Below are 16,862 nucleotides of genomic sequence, written 5' to 3'. Positions count from 1 at the left end.
TCACACCTCCTGCCATTGCGGCTGACGCCCCAGATAGCGGCCAGTCATCAGCAGAACAATCCAGGCCGCCACCAGTACCGCCAGCACCATCAGCGCCTGCGCCGACCAGTGGCTGAGCTGGTAGAACACAGTTGCCGCACTATAGCCAACGAACAAAGTCCAGCCAGCCGCAAAGGCCGCCCAGCCGGTGCCCAGCTCGGTCTTCATGGCACCCAGTGCGGCCATGCACGGGGTATACAGCAGGATCAGTAGCAGGAAGGCAAATGCGCCGCTGGCTCCGTGGAAGTGCTGTTGCATCGCGCCGAAGGTACCGGTGCTGGCATCCAGGGTTTTGGCCGCTTCATCGGCATTGCTCACGTCGCCAATGCTCATCCCCAGCGGGTCGGCCAGCTTGTCGACGATGGCGCCAAGATTGGCCGGTACCGTCGCCAGGGCATCGGCCAGCTTCTCGGTCAGCGTTTTCGGGGCCTCGGCGGCAGCCCCCGCACTCTGGCTGTACAGCGCATTGAGCGTGCCGACAACGGCTTCCTTGGCCAGCACACCGGTTACCAGACCGACTGCAGCCTGCCAGTTGTTCTCATCCAGCCCCAGCGGCTCGAACACCGGCACAACGGCCTTGCCCACACTGGCCAGTACCGACTTTTCGCTGTTTTCATGGCCGAAGGAACCATCGGTGCCGATGGCGTTGAGCATGGACAGCACCATCACCATCGGCACAATCACGCGGCCGGCGTTGATGACGAAATCACGCAGACGATCCCAGCTGCGGCGCAGCACCGTGCCCAGTGTCGGGCGATGGTACAGCGGCAATTCCATCACCAGCGGTGCGCCATCACCCGGCAGCAGGCTACGGCGCAAGAGATAGGCAGTCAGCACGGCAAACGCGATGCCGATCAGGTAGAGCGCAAACACGATGGTTTGGCCGTTGTGCGGGAAAAAGGCCGCAGCAAACAGCGCATACACCGGCAGGCGCGCCCCGCAGGACATGAACGGCGCCATCATCGCGGTAAGAATGCGGTCACGGCGGGTTTCCAGCGTGCGGGTGGCCATGATCGCCGGCACATTGCAGCCAAAACCGATCAAGAGCGGCACAAAGGATTTGCCCGGCAAGCCCAGCGCACGCATGGCGCGATCCATCACGAAGGCGGCACGCGCCATGTAGCCCGAATCCTCCAGCGCGGAAAGGATCAGATACAGGCAGCCGACCACCGGAATGAAGGTGGCAATGGTCTGGATGCCCCCGCCCATGCCGTTGGCCAGCAGTACCACCAGCCACTGCGGAGCATGCCACGCGGTAAGCAAGGCACCGACTTCATCGACCAGCAAGGCGGCAAACGACTGGTCAAACACGTCGATAAAGGCCGAGCCCACGTGAATGGTGGCGAGGAACATCAGATACATGATCAGCAGAAACACTGGCAGGCCCAGCCAGCGGTTCAGCACCACGCGATCGATTTTCTCGGTCACATGGCGCGATACCAGCCCATGGTCACGGCGCACCGCCGCGCATAGGCGGTTGGCAAAGCGGTAGCGCGCATCAGCAATCAGAATGTCGGCATCCAGATCGTATTCGGCAAGCAGCGCCGCCTGGTGATCGGCCACCAGATGCTTGTGCGCCGGGCACAGCGATTCGGCCAGATGATCACCTTCGAGCAGCTTCAGTGCCAGCCAGTCTTTCGACAAACTCTGTGCTGTATGTACACCAGACAAAGCATCAGCAATGGCTGCAACTGCATACCCGACCTTCTCGGGCAAATCGAGTTGCAGGCCGGGCGCGCTGGCCTGCTGGGCGAAAATGGCCTTCTTCAGCTGATCCAGCCCGCGCTTCTTGCTGGCGGAAATCGCCAGTACCGGGCAGCCCAGCTGCTCGGCGAGCAGGCCGGCATCAATGCTGACCCCCTGCCGCTCTGCCACGTCGACCATATTCAGCACCACCAGGCAGGGCACGCCCAGCTCCAGCAGTTGCGTGGTCAGGTAGAGATTGCGCTCCAGGTTGCTGGCATCGACGATGTTGACGATGAATTTGGCGCTGCCGGACAGAATGTAATCGCGCGTCACCTGTTCGTCGGCCGAACTGTCCGGCGCGGCATTCAGCGAATACACACCGGGCAGATCGACGACTTCGACTTGCAGGGTACCTTCACGCAGAAAGCCGCTCTTGCGTTCAACTGTGACGCCCGGCCAGTTGCCAACCTGCTGGCGGCTGCCGGTCAGGGCATTGAACAGCGTCGTCTTGCCACAATTGGGGTTGCCCAGCAGGGCAATGGTAAAGCCGCTCATGCTGCATCACCCTCATGCAGGGCGACTTCCAGCAGCGCAGCCTCGTGCTTGCGCAGCGTCAGCGTATAGCCACGGACGGTGATTTCGTAGGGATCACCCAGCGGCGCAACCCGCACGACGGTAAACGGGGTACCCGGAGTCACGCCCATCGCCAGCAGGCGCTGGCGGTAACTGCGGTTTCCCTGGGATAGACCTGAAATGATGCCGCGCTGGCCAGCGGCGAGTTCTGCCAATTGCATGGATATCCGGCTCTGTGATCAAGAGTGATTCTCACTATAACCGGATGGTAGCGCCAGAGCTTGACCAGAATCAATTGAAAATCAGTCTCAAGACGATTAATGGTCGTTAACACTGGGCCACAAGGTCGATTCAATGCACAGCAGTCTCATCCTCGGCCGCCTCGTGCTGCTGCTCGTTCCACCACTGCGTGTCCTGGAATTGCCAGCCGTGCGAGAAAAGATCGGCCTGCGGTTCATCGCGCCAGGCCGCCTCGGGAATCAGAAAGGCGGTAAGTTCACTAAGCCAGTTCAACATGGTCGTCTACTGTTCGGAATATGACAATGATTGAATGCTATATCCCGATCAATCTGGCGATAAGGCTGATTTTCCGAATAAACTGTTCACATATGAGAACAAACACCCCTCCCGAGGCGCTACTGGCATTTGAAGCACTGGTGCGACTGGGCAGTTTCACGGCCGCCGCGCAGGAACGTGGCTGTGCCAAGAGCCACGTGAGCCAGCAGCTACGCCTGCTGGAGCAACAACTGGGCACCGTGCTGCTCTTGCGCACCACGCGGCGGATGACACTGACCGAAGCCGGCCATCGCCTGCTGCCGCACGCCGTGGCCATGCGCGAACTGCTGGAGCAGGTGCGGCTGGATGCCGAAGAAGCACAGGAATCACTGGAAGGCAGCCTGCGCATCAGCACCACGCCGTCGCTGGCGCAATACGTACTCTCGTCGCTGCTGGCCGAATTTCTGCAGCAACACCCCGGACTGCAGTTGCGCCTGGATGCCCTCAACCGTCTGCAGGACCCGCTGCTCGAAGGGCTGGATTTCTGCCTGCGCGCCCGCACGGTCGGTGATGACCGGCTGGTCGCGCACCCGGCCGGCTTTTCGATGGAGCGCCTCTATGCCTCGGTCAGCTATCTGGCGCAGCATCCGCCACTGACCCGGCCACAGGATCTGGCACAGCACCACGTGCTGATCAATGACGACTTCCAGTACAACCGGCTGTGGACGCTGTATCGCGGCGAAGAGGAAATCACCGTGCCGCTGACCGCCCAGCTGTGCAGTGACAATAACCCGACACTGGCGATGGCGGCGATTGCCGGACACGGCATCTGCCAGCTGCCGCATTTCGTCGGCGAACGCTACCGCCAGCTGGGGCTGCTGCAGCCGGTGCTGCCCGACTGGCACGGCCATTTCTCGCCGATCTATCTGGTACACCCCTTCCGCCAGCCCTTGCCGCGCAAATACCGCGTCTTCATTGATGAACTACTCCCGCGCCTGCGCGCCGCCCTCTATCAACCCGAACATCCCGATATCGCACTGTCCCCGGCCACGGCAGTGCGCCGCCCCGGCGTGTAAGATCACCCCAAGCCACCAGAGAAGCTGCCATGTCCCGCGAGATCCTGATCCGTCCCTTCTCCGAATCCGACTGGGTCGAACTGTGGCCGCTGTTGCGCGATACATTTGCCGATGGTGATACGTATGCCTTTGACCCCGCCAGCAGCGAAGAAGCAGTTCGCCACGCCTGGATCACCCTGCCGCAAGCCACGCTGGTCGCACGCGCGCCGGATGGCCAGCTGCTGGGCACCTACTACCTGAAACCGAACCAGACCGGGCTTGGAGGGCATGTCTGCAATTGCGGCTACGTCGTCAGCCCGGCGGCGCAAGGACAGGGGGTGGCGACACGCCTGTGCGAACATTCGCAGGCGCTGGCTCGCCAGCACGGCTTTCGCGCGATGCAGTTCAATCTGGTCGTTGCCACCAATACCCGCGCAGTGCGACTCTGGCAGCATCTGGGCTTTAGCATCGTCGGTACCTTGCCCGACGCCTTCCGCCACGCCCGGCTCGGCTACGTCGATGCTCATGTGATGTACAAGCCAATGGTCTAGCCGCTGTAGCGCGGGACAGTTTTGGCGGATAATCGCGCTCTTTCTCCCTGCCAGCACCTAGCCATGAGCGAGCACCCCGAAATCCGTCCCGGTCAATCGACCGAACTGCTGAAAGCCCTGCACATCCTGACCCGCGAGGGCAAGATGAACCAGGACAGCCGCCGCAAGCTCAAGCAGGTGTATCACCTGTTCAATTTCATCGAGCCGCTGCTGACCGAGCTGACTGCCGCCAAGCAGGACATCACGCTGGTTGACCACGGCGCGGGGAAGTCGTATCTCGGCTTCATCATCTACGACCTGTTCTTCAAGGATCGTGCGCCCGCCGGCAAGATTTTCGGCATCGAGACCCGCGACGAACTGGTGCAGTCGTCGATGAAGCTGGCGCAGAAGCTGCAGTTCCAGCAGGGCATGCGCTTTTACAATCTGAGCGTGGCGGATTCGATCACCTCGGACAAGCTGCCCGCACGGATCGACATGGTGACCGCGCTGCACGCCTGCAATACCGCCACCGACGATGCCATCCGTTTTGCGCTGGAAAAGCAGGCGCGCTACATGGTGCTGGTGCCGTGCTGCCAGGCCGAGGTCGCCAGCGTGCTCAAGCGCAACAAGCCGCGCACCAGCAGTTCGCCGCTCTCGGAAGTCTGGCGCCATCCGCTGCACACGCGCGAATTCGGCAGCCAGATCACCAATGTGCTGCGCTGCCTGCAGCTGGAAGCACACGGTTATCAGGTCACCGTGACCGAGCTGGTCGGCTGGGAACATTCGATGAAGAACGAGCTGATCATCGCCGAATACAAGGGCGCACCGAAAGCGCAGCCCAGCGAGCGGCTAACCGCGCTGCTCGCCGAGCTGGGGCTGGAAGAGCTCGCCGAACGCTTTTTCATTCCAGCCAAGATATAAGCCTGCAGAGCCTATTTAATAAGGCCTATCGAGATATACAAACTCAGGTATCGGTGCTGCGCACGTCAATTTGCCGCAGCGTACCGATACCGCCCTGCTCGCCCAGCCAAACCCCGCTGGCACGCTGCTGGCCGTAGGTGTCGCCGTCCTGCACCAAGCGATAGGGCGTAGCGACGCTGCGCGTTCCCAGTGCGCCGATGCCGGCGGCCGCCAGTGACTGAACCCGCTCATCCGCCGGCTGCCACAGCCGCAGCCGGGCAAAATCCGGGTCGGCTTCATCGATCCAGCCATTGTGATCCTGATCCAGCTGCGCCAGGTCGGCAAAGCCATCACCACTTTGCACGCCAAACAGCTCGCGCCCATCATCGGCACGGCCATTGCCGTTACGATCCAGAAACAGCACGTCAGCCCGGGAGGGCAGACTGACTGATTCGGCCTGCCCGTCGGCATCCAGATCGAAACGGCATGGATGCGCGCCGGCGGGCGTCGCCGGATCAGCACGGTCCAGAAACAGCGGGTCGGTGAGCAGGCCGCGCCGGCTGAATTGCGCGCTGAATTGCTCACGCTCCTGCCGGAAATCCACCGCCAGCTGCCGCCGGCTGCCGTCGGCCAGACAGACCGAGCCACTGGCACTGAAGCTGCACTGTTCGGATTCATAGTGCACCGTCGCCGTTTCAACCTGCAGGGCGGAGAGATCGGGCGGAGCTGCGGACGCCGCCGGGTCGGCGGTGGCCGGGCTGTCGTGCGCCAGCTGCTGGCAGCGGTCGTGAAACAAGAGCTCGATCAGGGATCGGAAACAGCGCTGCCGTACAGGCAGCGATTCATCCTGCCCGCCACGGCCGGGAGGCGCTGGCCAGCCAGACACGGAGGCCCCCTGCTGCACCAGCGGGTCCAGCAGGGCGGCAAAGCCGCCGGCATTGACCAGCCGGCTGGTCTGCCATTGCAGTTCGGTATGCTGATGCTCCGCCTGGAGGGCGAATTCGCTGGCGATGATGTGCATGATGAACTCCTGTCGTTGCGGGAAAGGAGTTCCGTTGCATGCAGGGAATGTGCCACCGGCGACAGCCGGTGGCAATGCTGATACCCGCGAATGGATACCCCTGTAGCCTAATTTTTCATAGGGCTACAGAGGCATACCCTAACTAGTTTGCCAGGGCGCCGCGCTGCAGCGCCAGATCGAGGCTGGCACGGTAGTGCTTGTTTGCCGCCTCGTCACGCTCGAGCTGCTCGAGCAGGCCGGCCAGCTCGGCATGTGCAATCGCCGAAGGTGCCACCGCGAGGCTGGCCTCAAGGTAATTCTGCGCCTTGCCCCACAGACTGTGGCGGCGGCACAGGCGCCCCAGCGTCAGCAGCAGGTCGGCATCATCCGGATGCTGTTTCAACCAGGCTTCGGCCTGCTGCAGCTGGCCGATCTGTTCGTCGTCGTTCAGCTGCAGTTGCCCGTACACCAGCGCCAGCTCGCTCGACCAGTCGCCGGCATTGAGCGCGTGCTCGATCACCAGGCGAGCCTCGTGCTGCGCACCCTGCGCGGCATAGGCCTGCGCCAGATCAGCCACCAGCAGCGGATCCTGACGCTCGCCTTCCGGCAATTTCTTCCACCAGTCCTTGAGTTGCGGCAGGGTCAGCTGCTGCTGACGCAGTTGCAGCAGATGGGTCTGGCGCTTCAGGCGCAGTGCCTGCTCTTCGTCCAGTGCTTCGCTGCGCTGCAGCTGATCGATCAGCCTGAGCACCTGATCGTGTTTCTCTTCGCGCTGGCGCAAGCGCAATTCCAGCTTGAGCGCGGCAGTCAGCTTCGGCGACACGGCGCGCGCACGCGCCAGTGCGGCATCCGCATCGGCATAACGGCGTTTGTCGAGGTAGAGCTCGGCCATGGTCATCGCGGTCGCCAGATGCTCACTGCCCAGCCGCTGCTGCAGCTCGGCAAACAGCACATCACGACGCTCGTAATCGCGGACCACGTGGGCGGCCCGTGCTGCCAGCAGCGCATTGACCGCGAAGGCCTCATCGTTCTCCGTCAGCTTCAGTGCATCGCTGGAGAGGCGTTCGGCACGCTGGTACCGCCCTTCGAAAAAGGCCAGACGGGCACTGCGCTCAAGCGTCTGCGCTTCTTCAGCGCGCTGGCGCAGCCGGTAGCGGCGCACGCGCTCGGGCAGGCCGGTGATTTCCACCAGCATGCGCAGCAGCGCATACAGCACGCCGACGGTCGCCAGCAGCAACACCACCAGCAGATTGAGCGACAGCTCGATCCGCCATGGCGGCACCACCAGCAGCGCATAGCCGGTATTCAGCTCGGCAAACTGGGTGGCAGCCACCGCCAGCGCAAACAGGGCAATCAACCAGAATAGCGCTTTCACGGTTTCACCTTTTCACTGGTGAGGCGTGCTGACTGCACCGCCGAAAGACTGGCCGACAGCGTGGGCAGCTCGATCACCAGCTCCTGCTGCTGCAGCGCCTGCAGCGCCTGGGCGAACTGGCGACTTTCCGGCGCCTTGGCGTCGAAATAGCTGTCGAGATAACGCTTGGTGGCGGCCAGATCGGCACGGAAAGCGGCCTCATTGCGCAGCAACAATGCAGTGCGGGCATCCAGCAGGCGCAACTTGATGTTTTCGCGCAGGAAAAAAGCCTGCTCGGGCGACAGCAGCACGCTTTCCGGATTATCGATGCGACGGATGCGGATCAGCTGGCTGAATTCATGCCAGACCTCGGCACCGAAACGCTCCAGCCCCGAGGCCCCCGGGGCAACCGTGGCGCCAGCCGGTGTGCTGCGGCGTTCGTTCAGCGCCAGCGGCAGCGTGTCCAGCAGGCTGGTCAGGGTGTCGATGCGGGCACTGATCCCCACCACATCGAGGTACGGCAGGCTTTTCAGCGCCGCAGTGTCCTTGGCAATGGCCTGACGCAGGGCGATGAGCTCGGGGCGATTAAGCTGCGCCAGCTTCTGGTCAACAGCCGTCAGCGCGGTCAGTGCGGCATTGACGTTGCCCGCAAGCTGCAGCTGCTGGCTGGCGAAATGCAGGGTCTGCTCCACCTCGGCGAGACCGCGCTGCGTTTCGCCACGGGTCAGGGCATCGTACATGGCCGACAGATTGGCCTGCTGGCTGGCTGCCGCGTTCTGCTGCGACTGCAGCAGTGCCAGCTGCTGCTGCACCTGCAACTGCTGTTGCTGCAGCTGGCGCAGCAACTGCTGCTGTTCGCTCTGCTGTGCGGTACCGCTGGCCACCTGGGTACCGACGATTTCGCGCAGGCGGGAAAGCTCCTGCTGCTGGTTCAGCCACAGGGCACCGCAGGCCAGCAGCGCCACGCCACCAAGCAGCAGCGAGGGTTGCAGGCGTGCGCGCCGCACTGGCGGCTTGAGTGCATCGGCCAGAGTATCGCTTGCTTGTTCGGTCATTCCTTGCAATTCCTCACGGTGAGGTGCCGGGCAGCGGATGTTCCGCTGCAGCACCGCTGAAATGGTGGCACAGCCTGTCCGTCATCGCGGCGTCGCCGGTAGCGGATTGCAGGATATGCCGGGCACCCTCGGCCGCCAGCGCCTCGGCAATGCGCGGATGGGGTACGCAATACAGTACTGATTGTAACGATTGCCGGGCCGCCTCTCCACCCAGCCGGAACAGGTGTTGCGCGGCTTCCGAACTGGTTACGATCATTGCGGCACAGCCGCGCTCCAGTTCGGCCAGCAGTTCGCTGGCGGCCAGCGCCGGTGCGGCGCGCGAATAGGCCTGTACCACGTCAACCCATGCGCCGCGTGCGCGCAGCGTATCGGGCAGCAGCTCGCGCCCGCCGTTACCGCGCAGCAACAGGATGCGCTGCCCGGCCACGGACTGCATCCTGGGTATAGCCAGCAAACCTTCACTATCAAACTGATCTTGCGGATATACCAAGTTACGTATATCGGCAGCGTGCGCGGCACGCAGGCTGCCGGGGCCAACCACGGCCAGCGCTAGCGTGGCCGGCCATGCGCCCGGCAGCGCCGCAAGCATGGCTGCGACTGCCGAAGGGCTGACGGCAATGGCCAGATCATAAGCGGCTAGGTCGGCCAGCGCGGTCTGCAAGGGCAAGGGATCGTCTGGCGGGCCGATTTCCAGCAGCGGCAATGCAAACACATTCGCACCGCGGGCCGTGAGCAGGCCAACCAGTCCGGCGGCCTGTCCGGCCGGCCGGGTCACCCAGATGCGCCGTCCGGCAAGATTCATGCGCCGTGGGCCAGTGCTTGCAGGATGCTGGTCGCGCCTTCGGTGCGCAGCAGATCGGCAACCTGCCCGCCCAGGGCGGCAGCGGATTTCAGCGTGCCGTTCGATTCGGCATACACACTGTGGCTGCCATCCGGATAGGCCACCAGCCCGCGCAGGCGCAGGAAATGCTCATCCTCGACCGTGCAGTACGCTGCCAGCGGCACCTGGCAGGATCCATTAAGCCGCTGTGACAGCGTGCGTTCGGCCGTCACGCAGGCGGCGCTGTATTCATCGTTGAAGGGGGCCAGCAGCGCCAGCAGGTCAAGCCGATCACTGCGGATTTCCAGCCCCAGCGCACCCTGCCCTGGCGCCGGGAGGCTATCGTTCACATCGATCAGACTGGCAATGCGCTCACCCAGCCCAAGGCGCTTGAGCCCGGCAGCAGCCAGAATGATGGCGTCGAATTCGCCATCGTCGAGCTTGCGCAGCCGCGTACCGACATTGCCGCGCAGCGGCTTGATGATCAGGTCGGGGCGGCGGGCGCGCAGCTGGGCTTCGCGACGCAGGCTGGAGGTGCCGACCACGCTGCCTTCAGGCAGTTCGTCGACATGGCGGTATTTACTGGAAACAAAGGCATCACGCGGGTCTTCACGCTCGCCGATGGCCGCCAGCATGAAGCCTTCGGGCAGCAGCATCGGCACATCCTTCATCGAATGCACGGCCAGATCGGCACGCCCCTCGGCCAGCGCGGTTTCCAGCTCCTTCACAAAGAGTCCCTTGCCACCGATCTTGTTCAGCGTGACATCGAGGATGCGGTCGCCCTGGGTGGTCATCCCCAGCAACTCGACCTGCAGTTGCGGATAGCGGTGTTCCAGCCAAGCCTTCACGTGGTTGGCCTGCCACAATGCCAGCGGGCTTTCACGGGTGGCAATCACGACTCGGGAGGGCATGGGCTGGCTCACGGCAGGCTCCGGCAAACAAAAGAAAAGGCGGCCAGTTTATCACGGCCGCCTGCTCGCCCTGCGATCCGGACTTATTGCTTGTCGTCCAGCCGCTCGATCGGTGCGATTTCTTCTTCCGGCTTGTCTGGCTCACCCAGCTCCAGCGGCGGCAGATCGAGCGTAATCGACTCGGGTGGTGTGACATGGCCATACGGCGCCTGCGGAATGGGCGAAGGGTCATTCTGACCGAGGAAATCCATCAGCTCCTCGGCTGCTTCGCGTACTTCGGTCGCCGCAGGAGCCGCTGCGGCGACCCCGGCTGCGCCAGCCATTGCGGCAGAAAACGCCAGATCAGGCTCGATCGGTGCGGCCGCAACAGCCGGGGCCGCGACCGGCGCCGGTGCAGTCTTGCGCTGATACATGGGGTTTTCCGGATCAAGCCGTGCGCCGATATTGCGCACCAGCTCCCAATCATCCGGCTCCGGCTTGCGCTCCTGGAAGCGCCGAGCCAGATCGGCATAATCGGATTTCATGCCTTGCTGGCGGAACAGGCGGAACAGCATCAACCAACGCTCGACGTCAGCAGGATTTTCGCCAATCGCCTCCTGCAACACTTCGATCGCCTCGCTGATTTCGCCCTGCGAAATCAGCAACGTGGCACGATCCATCAGCGGCACTTCGTCATCCTGCACCTCGATGCCGCCAATCATCACGGTATGACGGAACATCGACTGCTGGGTTGCTGCCGGTGCCTCATTGGCTTTGGCCTGACGCATTGCCAGCTGGGTCATCACGGCAGTTCGTGCTGCGGCAAAACCGCTACCCATCTGCTCGTCTTCCCAGTCATTGCGGCGGCGGCGGCGCATCCACCACACCCAGAAACCGACGCCGGCGCCCAGCAGAATACCGGCCACGGCGATGCCAGCCCAAGCCATCCCGCGCTGATCCGGCTGATAGCGGCGCGGCACGGCAGGTTCGCTGGCGAGCACTGCCGGAGCCGCTGCGGCAGACGCAGGGGCTGCCTGCTGCACCCCGCTGGCGTTGAGTGCATCCAGCCGTGCCTGCAACTGGACAACTTCGTTCTGCAGCTTGCCGTGCAACTCTTCCATCAGCGCGACCTTGCGCTCCAGTTCCGCCACATAGCTCGCCTGCCTGGCTTCCGCGCTCAGCGGCTTTGCGGCGGTTGCCGCGGGCGCCTTGCCCGGCTCGCTCAGCGAGAGTGTCGGCTTGGCATCGGGGGCGGAGGCCGCCGGAGCCGGGGCAGGTTTGGGGGCAGCGACTTTCGGACGTGCCGGGAAGACGACCGATGTTCCCGCTGGCAGCGGGGCATTGGGGTCGACCACCTCGGGATTCGCAGCCTGCAGGCGCTGCAGATAGCGGTCATAGGCCTTGCTGTCCGGCGAATAGTAGCGACTGGCCAGCTGGGCCAGCGAGGCATCTCGCCGCAGCGGCGTGCCGGCACTCTTGCGGGCGCTGGCCGGCAGGCTCACGGCCGGGCTACTACTGCGGTCATCCTGCACCAATGGCGCCGGATCCAGAAAGACGGTGAACTGACGGCTCCAGTTGATCTGTCCGCAGATCATCTGCACCGTAAACGCCACGGTGGGCTCGTTGACCGGCGCATAGGAGCGCAGATGCAAGGTGGTCATCGTGCGCCCCGGGCGCACACTCACCTCGGTCGCGCCGATACTGGGCAGGTCCCCGCCATCGGGGATGACCTTCACGCAGCGCGCATCGCTGATCTGTTCGCCCTCGCTCAGGTCGACCGAAATGCGGCCGCTGAAGGGTTGCCCGATATACGACGTCACCCGCAGATCACCGACCGATACGGCGTGACTGGCTTGAATGATTCCGCAGCTGGCGAGTGCTGCCACCAGCAGCTTGCAACTCCCCGGATACACTTTGCGCTGCATTCCTGACTCCTTGCCCGGCAAGACCGGTAATTTTCGTTCTGCGTCAGGTTTAAACTTTAGAACAGCTTTGTCAGCATACAAGCCGTTTTGCGGCGCAACATGGAAGTCGTGGCTAGTGTGCGGACTCCCAGTTGGGGCCACTCCCCACTTCAGCGACCAGCGGCACATCCAGGCAGGCTGCTGATGCCATCAGCTGCGGCAGCTGCGTGCGGATCAAGTCCAGCTCGTCCTGCGGGACTTCAAGCACCAGTTCATCATGCACCTGCATGATCAGCCGGCTGGCCAGCTTCTCGCGCATCAGCCAGTCCTGCACGGCAATCATCGCCAGCTTGATCAGATCAGCTGCCGTGCCCTGCATCGGCGCATTGATCGCCGCACGCTCGGCGCCGGCTCGGCGCATCGGGTTGGGCGACTTGATTTCGGGCAGCCACAGTCGTCGCCCGAACACGGTTTCCACATAGCCCTGCTCGCGCGCGGCACTGCGGGTGTTTTCCATGTATTCGGCCACACCGGGGAAGCGATGGAAATAACGCTCGATAAAGATCTTCGCCGCGTCGCGCGTGATACCCAATTGGCTGGCCAGCCCAAACTGGCTCATGCCGTAGATCAGGCCGAAATTGATGGTCTTGGCGTAGCGACGCTGCTCGCTGGTCACTTCATCGACACTGCAGCCGAAGACTTCGGCGGCCGTGGCGCGATGCACATCCATGCCGTCCGAAAATGCGCGCAGCAGATTGGTGTCACCGGAAAGATGCGCCATGATGCGCAGCTCGATCTGCGAATAATCCGCCGAAACGATCACGTGTCCTGGCGGCGCGATAAAGGCCTCGCGGATGCGTCGACCTTCCGCGGTACGTACCGGGATGTTCTGCAGGTTCGGGTCGCTGGAGCTCAGCCGCCCCGTCACGGCGACAGTCTGGTTGTAGCTGGTGTGCACGCGGCCGGTGGCCGAATTGACCATCTGCGGCAGCTTGTCGGTGTAGGTCGATTTCAGCTTGGACAGGGCGCGGTGTTCCAGCAGCACTTTGGGCAGCGGATAGTCTTTCGCCAGTTCTTCCAGCACCTCTTCGTCGGTCGACGGCGCACCCTTGGGGGTTTTCTTGATCACCGGCAGCTTGAGCTGCTCGAAGAAAATCTCGCCGATCTGCTTGGGGCTGGCCAGATTGAAAGGCTGGCCGGCCAGCGTGTAGGCCTCCTGCTCCAGCTCGACCAGACGCAGGCCGATTTCGTGGCTCTGGCGCGCCAGCAGTGCTGTATCCAATAGCACGCCTTGGCGCTCCATGGCGTACAGCACATCGCGGCTGCGCAACTCGATGTCGCGATAGACATAAGCCAGTTTGTCAGTAATGCGTGGCAGCAGGGTATAGGCCAGACGGCGAGTAATATCGGCGTCTTCAGCCGCATACTCCGCCGCCTTTGTCACTTCGACCTCATCGAAGCCGATGGCCTTCGCCCCCTTGCCGCAGACTTCCTCGTACTTGATGGTCGTCTCGCCGAGTTCGCGTTCGGCCTGATCATCCATATTGTGCTTCAGATGGCTGGCCAGCACGTAGGACATCAGCAACGTGTCATCCTGAATGCCGGCGAGCGCAATGCCGTGGTTGGCGAAAATGTGCTGATCGTATTTCAGGTTCTGCCCGACCTTTTTGTGCGCAGCGGATTCCAGCCAGGGTTTGAGCCTTGCCAGCGTCTCATCGAAGGGCAATTGCACCGGCATGTCCGGGCCGCGATGGGCCAGCGGCAAATAGGCGGCTTCGCCATCCGCCACCGCGAAAGACATGCCCACCAGCTGTGCCTGCATGGCATCCAGGCTGGTGGTTTCGGTATCCAGCGCCACCAGCTCGCAGGAGGCGAGCTTCGCCAGCCAGCTTTCCAAGGTGGCCTCGTCCTGGATCGTGACGTAATGACGCTCGACCTTGGCTGGCTGCTGAGCCGGTGTGGGCGCTGCGGCGCTCGCGATCTCCGGCTCTGCCACGTCACCGAACAGGTCACCGCTGACCATCGGTGTCGCCACGCGGGCTTCGGCCTCGCGGGTCCAGGTCTTGAAATTGAAACGCCTGAACAGATTGAGCAGCGTCGGCCAGTCTTCGCTGTGCGGCGCGAGATCAGGAATACCGTCGGGCAGCTCGCGGGCCAGATCGACATCGCACTTGATCGTCACCAGGGTCTTGGCGGTAGGCAGCCAGGCCAGGCTATCGCGCAGATTCTGGCCTACCACGCCCTTCACGCCATCGGCCTGCGCCACCAGCGCATCCAGCGTATCGAACTCGCCCAGCCATTTCGCTGCCGTTTTCGGTCCGCACTTGGGCACACCGGGCACATTGTCCACCGTATCCCCTACCAGCGTCAGGTAATCCACGATTTGATCGGGACGCACACCGAATTTCTCGAACACGCCGGCTTCGTCCAGCACTTCGCCACTCATGGAATTCTCGATGCGTACGTGCTGGTTCACCAGCTGCGCCATGTCCTTGTCGCCGGTCGAGAGGATGGTTTCGATGCCCTGCTCGCTGGCCACGCGCGCCAGCGTTCCGATCACGTCGTCGGCCTCGACACCGTCGACCATCAGAATCTTCAGGCCAAACGCCGCCACCGCCTGATGGATGGGATCAATCTGCACCCGCAATTCGTCCGGCATCGGTGGACGATGCGCCTTGTAGTCCGGATAGATGTCGTCGCGGAAGGTCTTGCCCTTGGCATCGAACACACAGGCGATGTAATCCGCCGGCGTGGTTTCGCGCAGCTTTTTCAGCATGTTCACAAAGCCGTAGATGGCATTGGTCGGCGTACCATCAGGCGCCGACAGTTCGCGGATCGCGTGGAAGGCGCGATACAGATAGGACGAACCATCAATCAGCAACAGGGTGGCCATGCGCGAAAACCTCTATACTTCGGTGTAAGGAAATGAAAGACTGCACCGGCCAGCGGACCAGTGGCGCCATCTTACCGGCTCCTTGGCAGACCGTCCTGCCCGGACTAGTGTCAACCCGCGCGCCGACCGCGTCCACCAAGGATTCCAGCCATGAACTCCCGACTTCTCAGCCTGTTGCTGGCCACGTTCGCCAGCAGCGCCTTCGCCGCCAGCGACGCCCCGCCACCTCCTGTCGACACCCCCGCTCCTGCCGCCGAAGCCGGCGATAGCGAAGTCGAAGTGCGCATCATCAACGAGGACACTCGCACCATTGCCGAGTACCGCAGCCATGGCAAGCTCTACATGGTCAAGGTCACCCCCAAGAATGGCAAACCCTACTACCTGATCGACGAGGAAGGCAGCGGCAACTTCACCCGCCGCGAGGGCGCAACCCTGAGCGTGCCGCGCTGGACCCTGTTCGAGTGGTAAGCCGGGCACCCGCTCAGCGGCAAACGCAGGCGTGGTTACGCCTGCGTTTTGTTTTTCAGCGCCGTTTCGGCGAAAATGCGCCAGGCTTGCCACGCTGAAGCGGATCATCCGCCGCAGCCTGCAGCTTGCTTGGCCCGGCCGACCCGAGCCACCGATCCCTCAGGCCATTCCACTGGAAGTCGCATGTCCGTATTCACCACCGTGACCGAAGCCGATCTGCAGCCCTTTCTGAAGCGCTACGCGCTGGGTACGCTGGTCGAACTCAAAGGCATTGCCGCCGGGGTCACCAATACCAATTACTTTGTCACCACCACCCACGGCCGCTATGTACTGACCCTGTTCGAAACGCTGCTGGCCGACGAACTGGATTACTACGTCAAGCTGATGGCCCATCTGGCACATCACGGCATTGCGGTGGCGGCACCAATCGCCAATTTCGACGATGACTACGTCGACGAACTCAACGGCAAGCCGACGCTGCTGGTCAACTGCCTGCCGGGCATGGTCATCGAGAATCCGAACGTCAACCAATGCGCTGAAGTCGGTGAAATGCTCGCCCAGATGCACCAGGCGGCGCGAAGCTATCCCGGCCACATGGACAACCCGCGTGGCCCGCACTGGTGGACGCACACCGCGGCACAGGTCTACGGCTTCATGCCCCCCAAGGCGGCGCAGCAGTTGCACGACGAGGTGCTCTATCAGGCCGAGTGGTCGCGCAATGAATTGCCGCGCGGGGTCATCCACGCCGATCTGTTCCGCGACAATGTCCTGCTCAATGGCGACCATGTCGGCGGGTTCATCGATTTTTACTACGCCTGCAACGACACCCTGCTCTACGACGTGGCAATCACGCTGAATGACTGGTGTGTTACTGGCGACGGTGATATCGATGCGGAACGTGCTCGCGCCTTCCTCGCGGCCTACCAGTCGGTAAGGCCGTTCACCGAAGCCGAAAAGCAATCCTGGCCCGCGATGCTGCGCGCCGGAGCGCTGCGCTTCTGGGTGTCGCGACTGTATGATTTCCACAAACCTGCCAGCGGAGAAATGACCTTCGCCAAAGACCCGGGACATTTCCAGCGCGTGCTGCTGCGCCACCGCGAGCGCACCGACTTCTGGTTATAACCGTATATCGTTGCAGTCCAATTAAAATATTGATTGCAGGGACATACCGATATCGGCATGTCCTTTGACACCTCCGAG

At 62.8% G+C, this 16,862-nt stretch carries 15 protein-coding genes; 5 read left to right on the top strand and 10 right to left on the bottom strand.

Going from position 1 to position 16,862, the window contains the following annotated elements:
* From feoB to INR99_RS03225, 3 genes are all read right to left on the bottom strand, one after another.
* The gene (gene feoB, locus INR99_RS03235; RefSeq protein WP_194114842.1) at nt 1-2,280 is read right to left on the bottom strand and encodes a Fe(2+) transporter permease subunit FeoB; all 2,280 of its coding nucleotides are present in this window, start codon (nt 2,278-2,280) and stop codon (nt 1-3) included.
* Entirely contained in the window at nt 2,277-2,519 is a 243-nt protein-coding gene (locus INR99_RS03230; RefSeq protein WP_194114841.1) for a FeoA family protein, read from the bottom strand. Before INR99_RS03230 ends, feoB begins: the two co-directional genes overlap by 4 nt.
* A 130-nt stretch (nt 2,520-2,649) precedes the next feature.
* Complete coding sequence (locus INR99_RS03225; protein WP_194114840.1) at nt 2,650-2,814, bottom strand: hypothetical protein; 165 nt, start codon at nt 2,812-2,814, stop codon at nt 2,650-2,652.
* A 92-nt stretch (nt 2,815-2,906) separates the two neighbouring features.
* Here INR99_RS03225 and INR99_RS03220 point away from each other — a divergent pair, with 92 nt between their 5' ends.
* The 3 genes from INR99_RS03220 to INR99_RS03210 all read left to right on the top strand — a co-directional run bounded on the left by INR99_RS03220 (nt 2,907) and on the right by INR99_RS03210 (nt 5,299).
* Entirely contained in the window at nt 2,907-3,869 is a 963-nt protein-coding gene (locus tag INR99_RS03220) for a LysR family transcriptional regulator (RefSeq protein WP_194114839.1), read from the top strand.
* Between the two features lie 29 nt (nt 3,870-3,898).
* Nucleotides 3,899-4,399, top strand: coding sequence for a GNAT family N-acetyltransferase (locus tag INR99_RS03215; RefSeq protein ID WP_194114838.1), 501 nt, complete (start codon nt 3,899-3,901; stop codon nt 4,397-4,399).
* A gap of 63 nt (nt 4,400-4,462) precedes the next feature.
* A complete protein-coding gene (locus INR99_RS03210) occupies nt 4,463-5,299 on the top strand; it encodes a class I SAM-dependent methyltransferase (protein ID WP_194114837.1) in 837 nt (278 codons plus the stop codon).
* 43 nt (nt 5,300-5,342) lie between these two features.
* On the opposite strand, the gene INR99_RS03205 is transcribed toward INR99_RS03210, so the two are convergent.
* The 7 genes from INR99_RS03205 to polA all read right to left on the bottom strand — a co-directional run bounded on the left by INR99_RS03205 (nt 5,343) and on the right by polA (nt 15,194).
* Nucleotides 5,343-6,299 carry an SPM autocatalytic domain-containing protein gene (locus tag INR99_RS03205; RefSeq protein ID WP_194114836.1) on the bottom strand — a complete coding sequence of 319 codons (957 nt, stop codon included), beginning with the start codon at nt 6,297-6,299 and terminating at the stop codon, nt 5,343-5,345.
* A 142-nt stretch (nt 6,300-6,441) separates the two neighbouring features.
* Nucleotides 6,442-7,653, bottom strand: a complete 1,212-nt coding sequence (locus tag INR99_RS03200) for a heme biosynthesis HemY N-terminal domain-containing protein (RefSeq protein WP_194114835.1) — start codon at nt 7,651-7,653, stop codon at nt 6,442-6,444.
* Nucleotides 7,650-8,687: a uroporphyrinogen-III C-methyltransferase gene (locus INR99_RS03195; protein WP_194114834.1), complete on the bottom strand. Its 1,038-nt coding sequence runs from the start codon at nt 8,685-8,687 to the stop codon at nt 7,650-7,652. Before INR99_RS03195 ends, INR99_RS03200 begins: the two co-directional genes overlap by 4 nt.
* Nucleotides 8,688-8,700: 13 nt before the next feature.
* On the bottom strand, nt 8,701-9,489 hold the full coding sequence (locus INR99_RS03190) for a uroporphyrinogen-III synthase (protein ID WP_194114833.1): 789 nt from the start codon (nt 9,487-9,489) through the stop codon (nt 8,701-8,703).
* The gene (gene hemC / locus INR99_RS03185; protein WP_194114982.1) at nt 9,486-10,418 is read right to left on the bottom strand and encodes a hydroxymethylbilane synthase; all 933 of its coding nucleotides are present in this window, start codon (nt 10,416-10,418) and stop codon (nt 9,486-9,488) included. The genes INR99_RS03190 and hemC overlap by 4 nt, the downstream gene beginning before the upstream one ends.
* Nucleotides 10,419-10,501: 83 nt before the next feature.
* Nucleotides 10,502-12,322 carry a type IV pilus assembly protein FimV gene (locus tag INR99_RS03180; RefSeq protein ID WP_194114832.1) on the bottom strand — a complete coding sequence of 607 codons (1,821 nt, stop codon included), beginning with the start codon at nt 12,320-12,322 and terminating at the stop codon, nt 10,502-10,504.
* A gap of 112 nt (nt 12,323-12,434) precedes the next feature.
* Nucleotides 12,435-15,194, bottom strand: coding sequence for a DNA polymerase I (gene polA, locus INR99_RS03175; RefSeq protein ID WP_194114831.1), 2,760 nt, complete (start codon nt 15,192-15,194; stop codon nt 12,435-12,437).
* 150 nt (nt 15,195-15,344) lie between these two features.
* On the opposite strand from polA, the gene INR99_RS03170 reads away from it, so the two are divergent.
* Complete coding sequence (locus tag INR99_RS03170) at nt 15,345-15,662, top strand: DUF2782 domain-containing protein (protein WP_194114830.1); 318 nt, start codon at nt 15,345-15,347, stop codon at nt 15,660-15,662.
* 183 nt (nt 15,663-15,845) lie between these two features.
* Nucleotides 15,846-16,784, top strand: coding sequence for a homoserine kinase (locus INR99_RS03165; RefSeq protein WP_194114829.1), 939 nt, complete (start codon nt 15,846-15,848; stop codon nt 16,782-16,784).
* The last annotated feature ends 78 nt before the right edge of the window (nt 16,785-16,862 follow it).

The sequence above is a fragment of the Chitinilyticum piscinae genome (assembly GCF_015223195.1).
Taxonomy (GTDB): Bacteria; Pseudomonadota; Gammaproteobacteria; order Burkholderiales; family Chitinibacteraceae; genus Chitinilyticum; species Chitinilyticum piscinae.
This window is presented reverse-complemented; position numbering and strand designations above follow the sequence as displayed.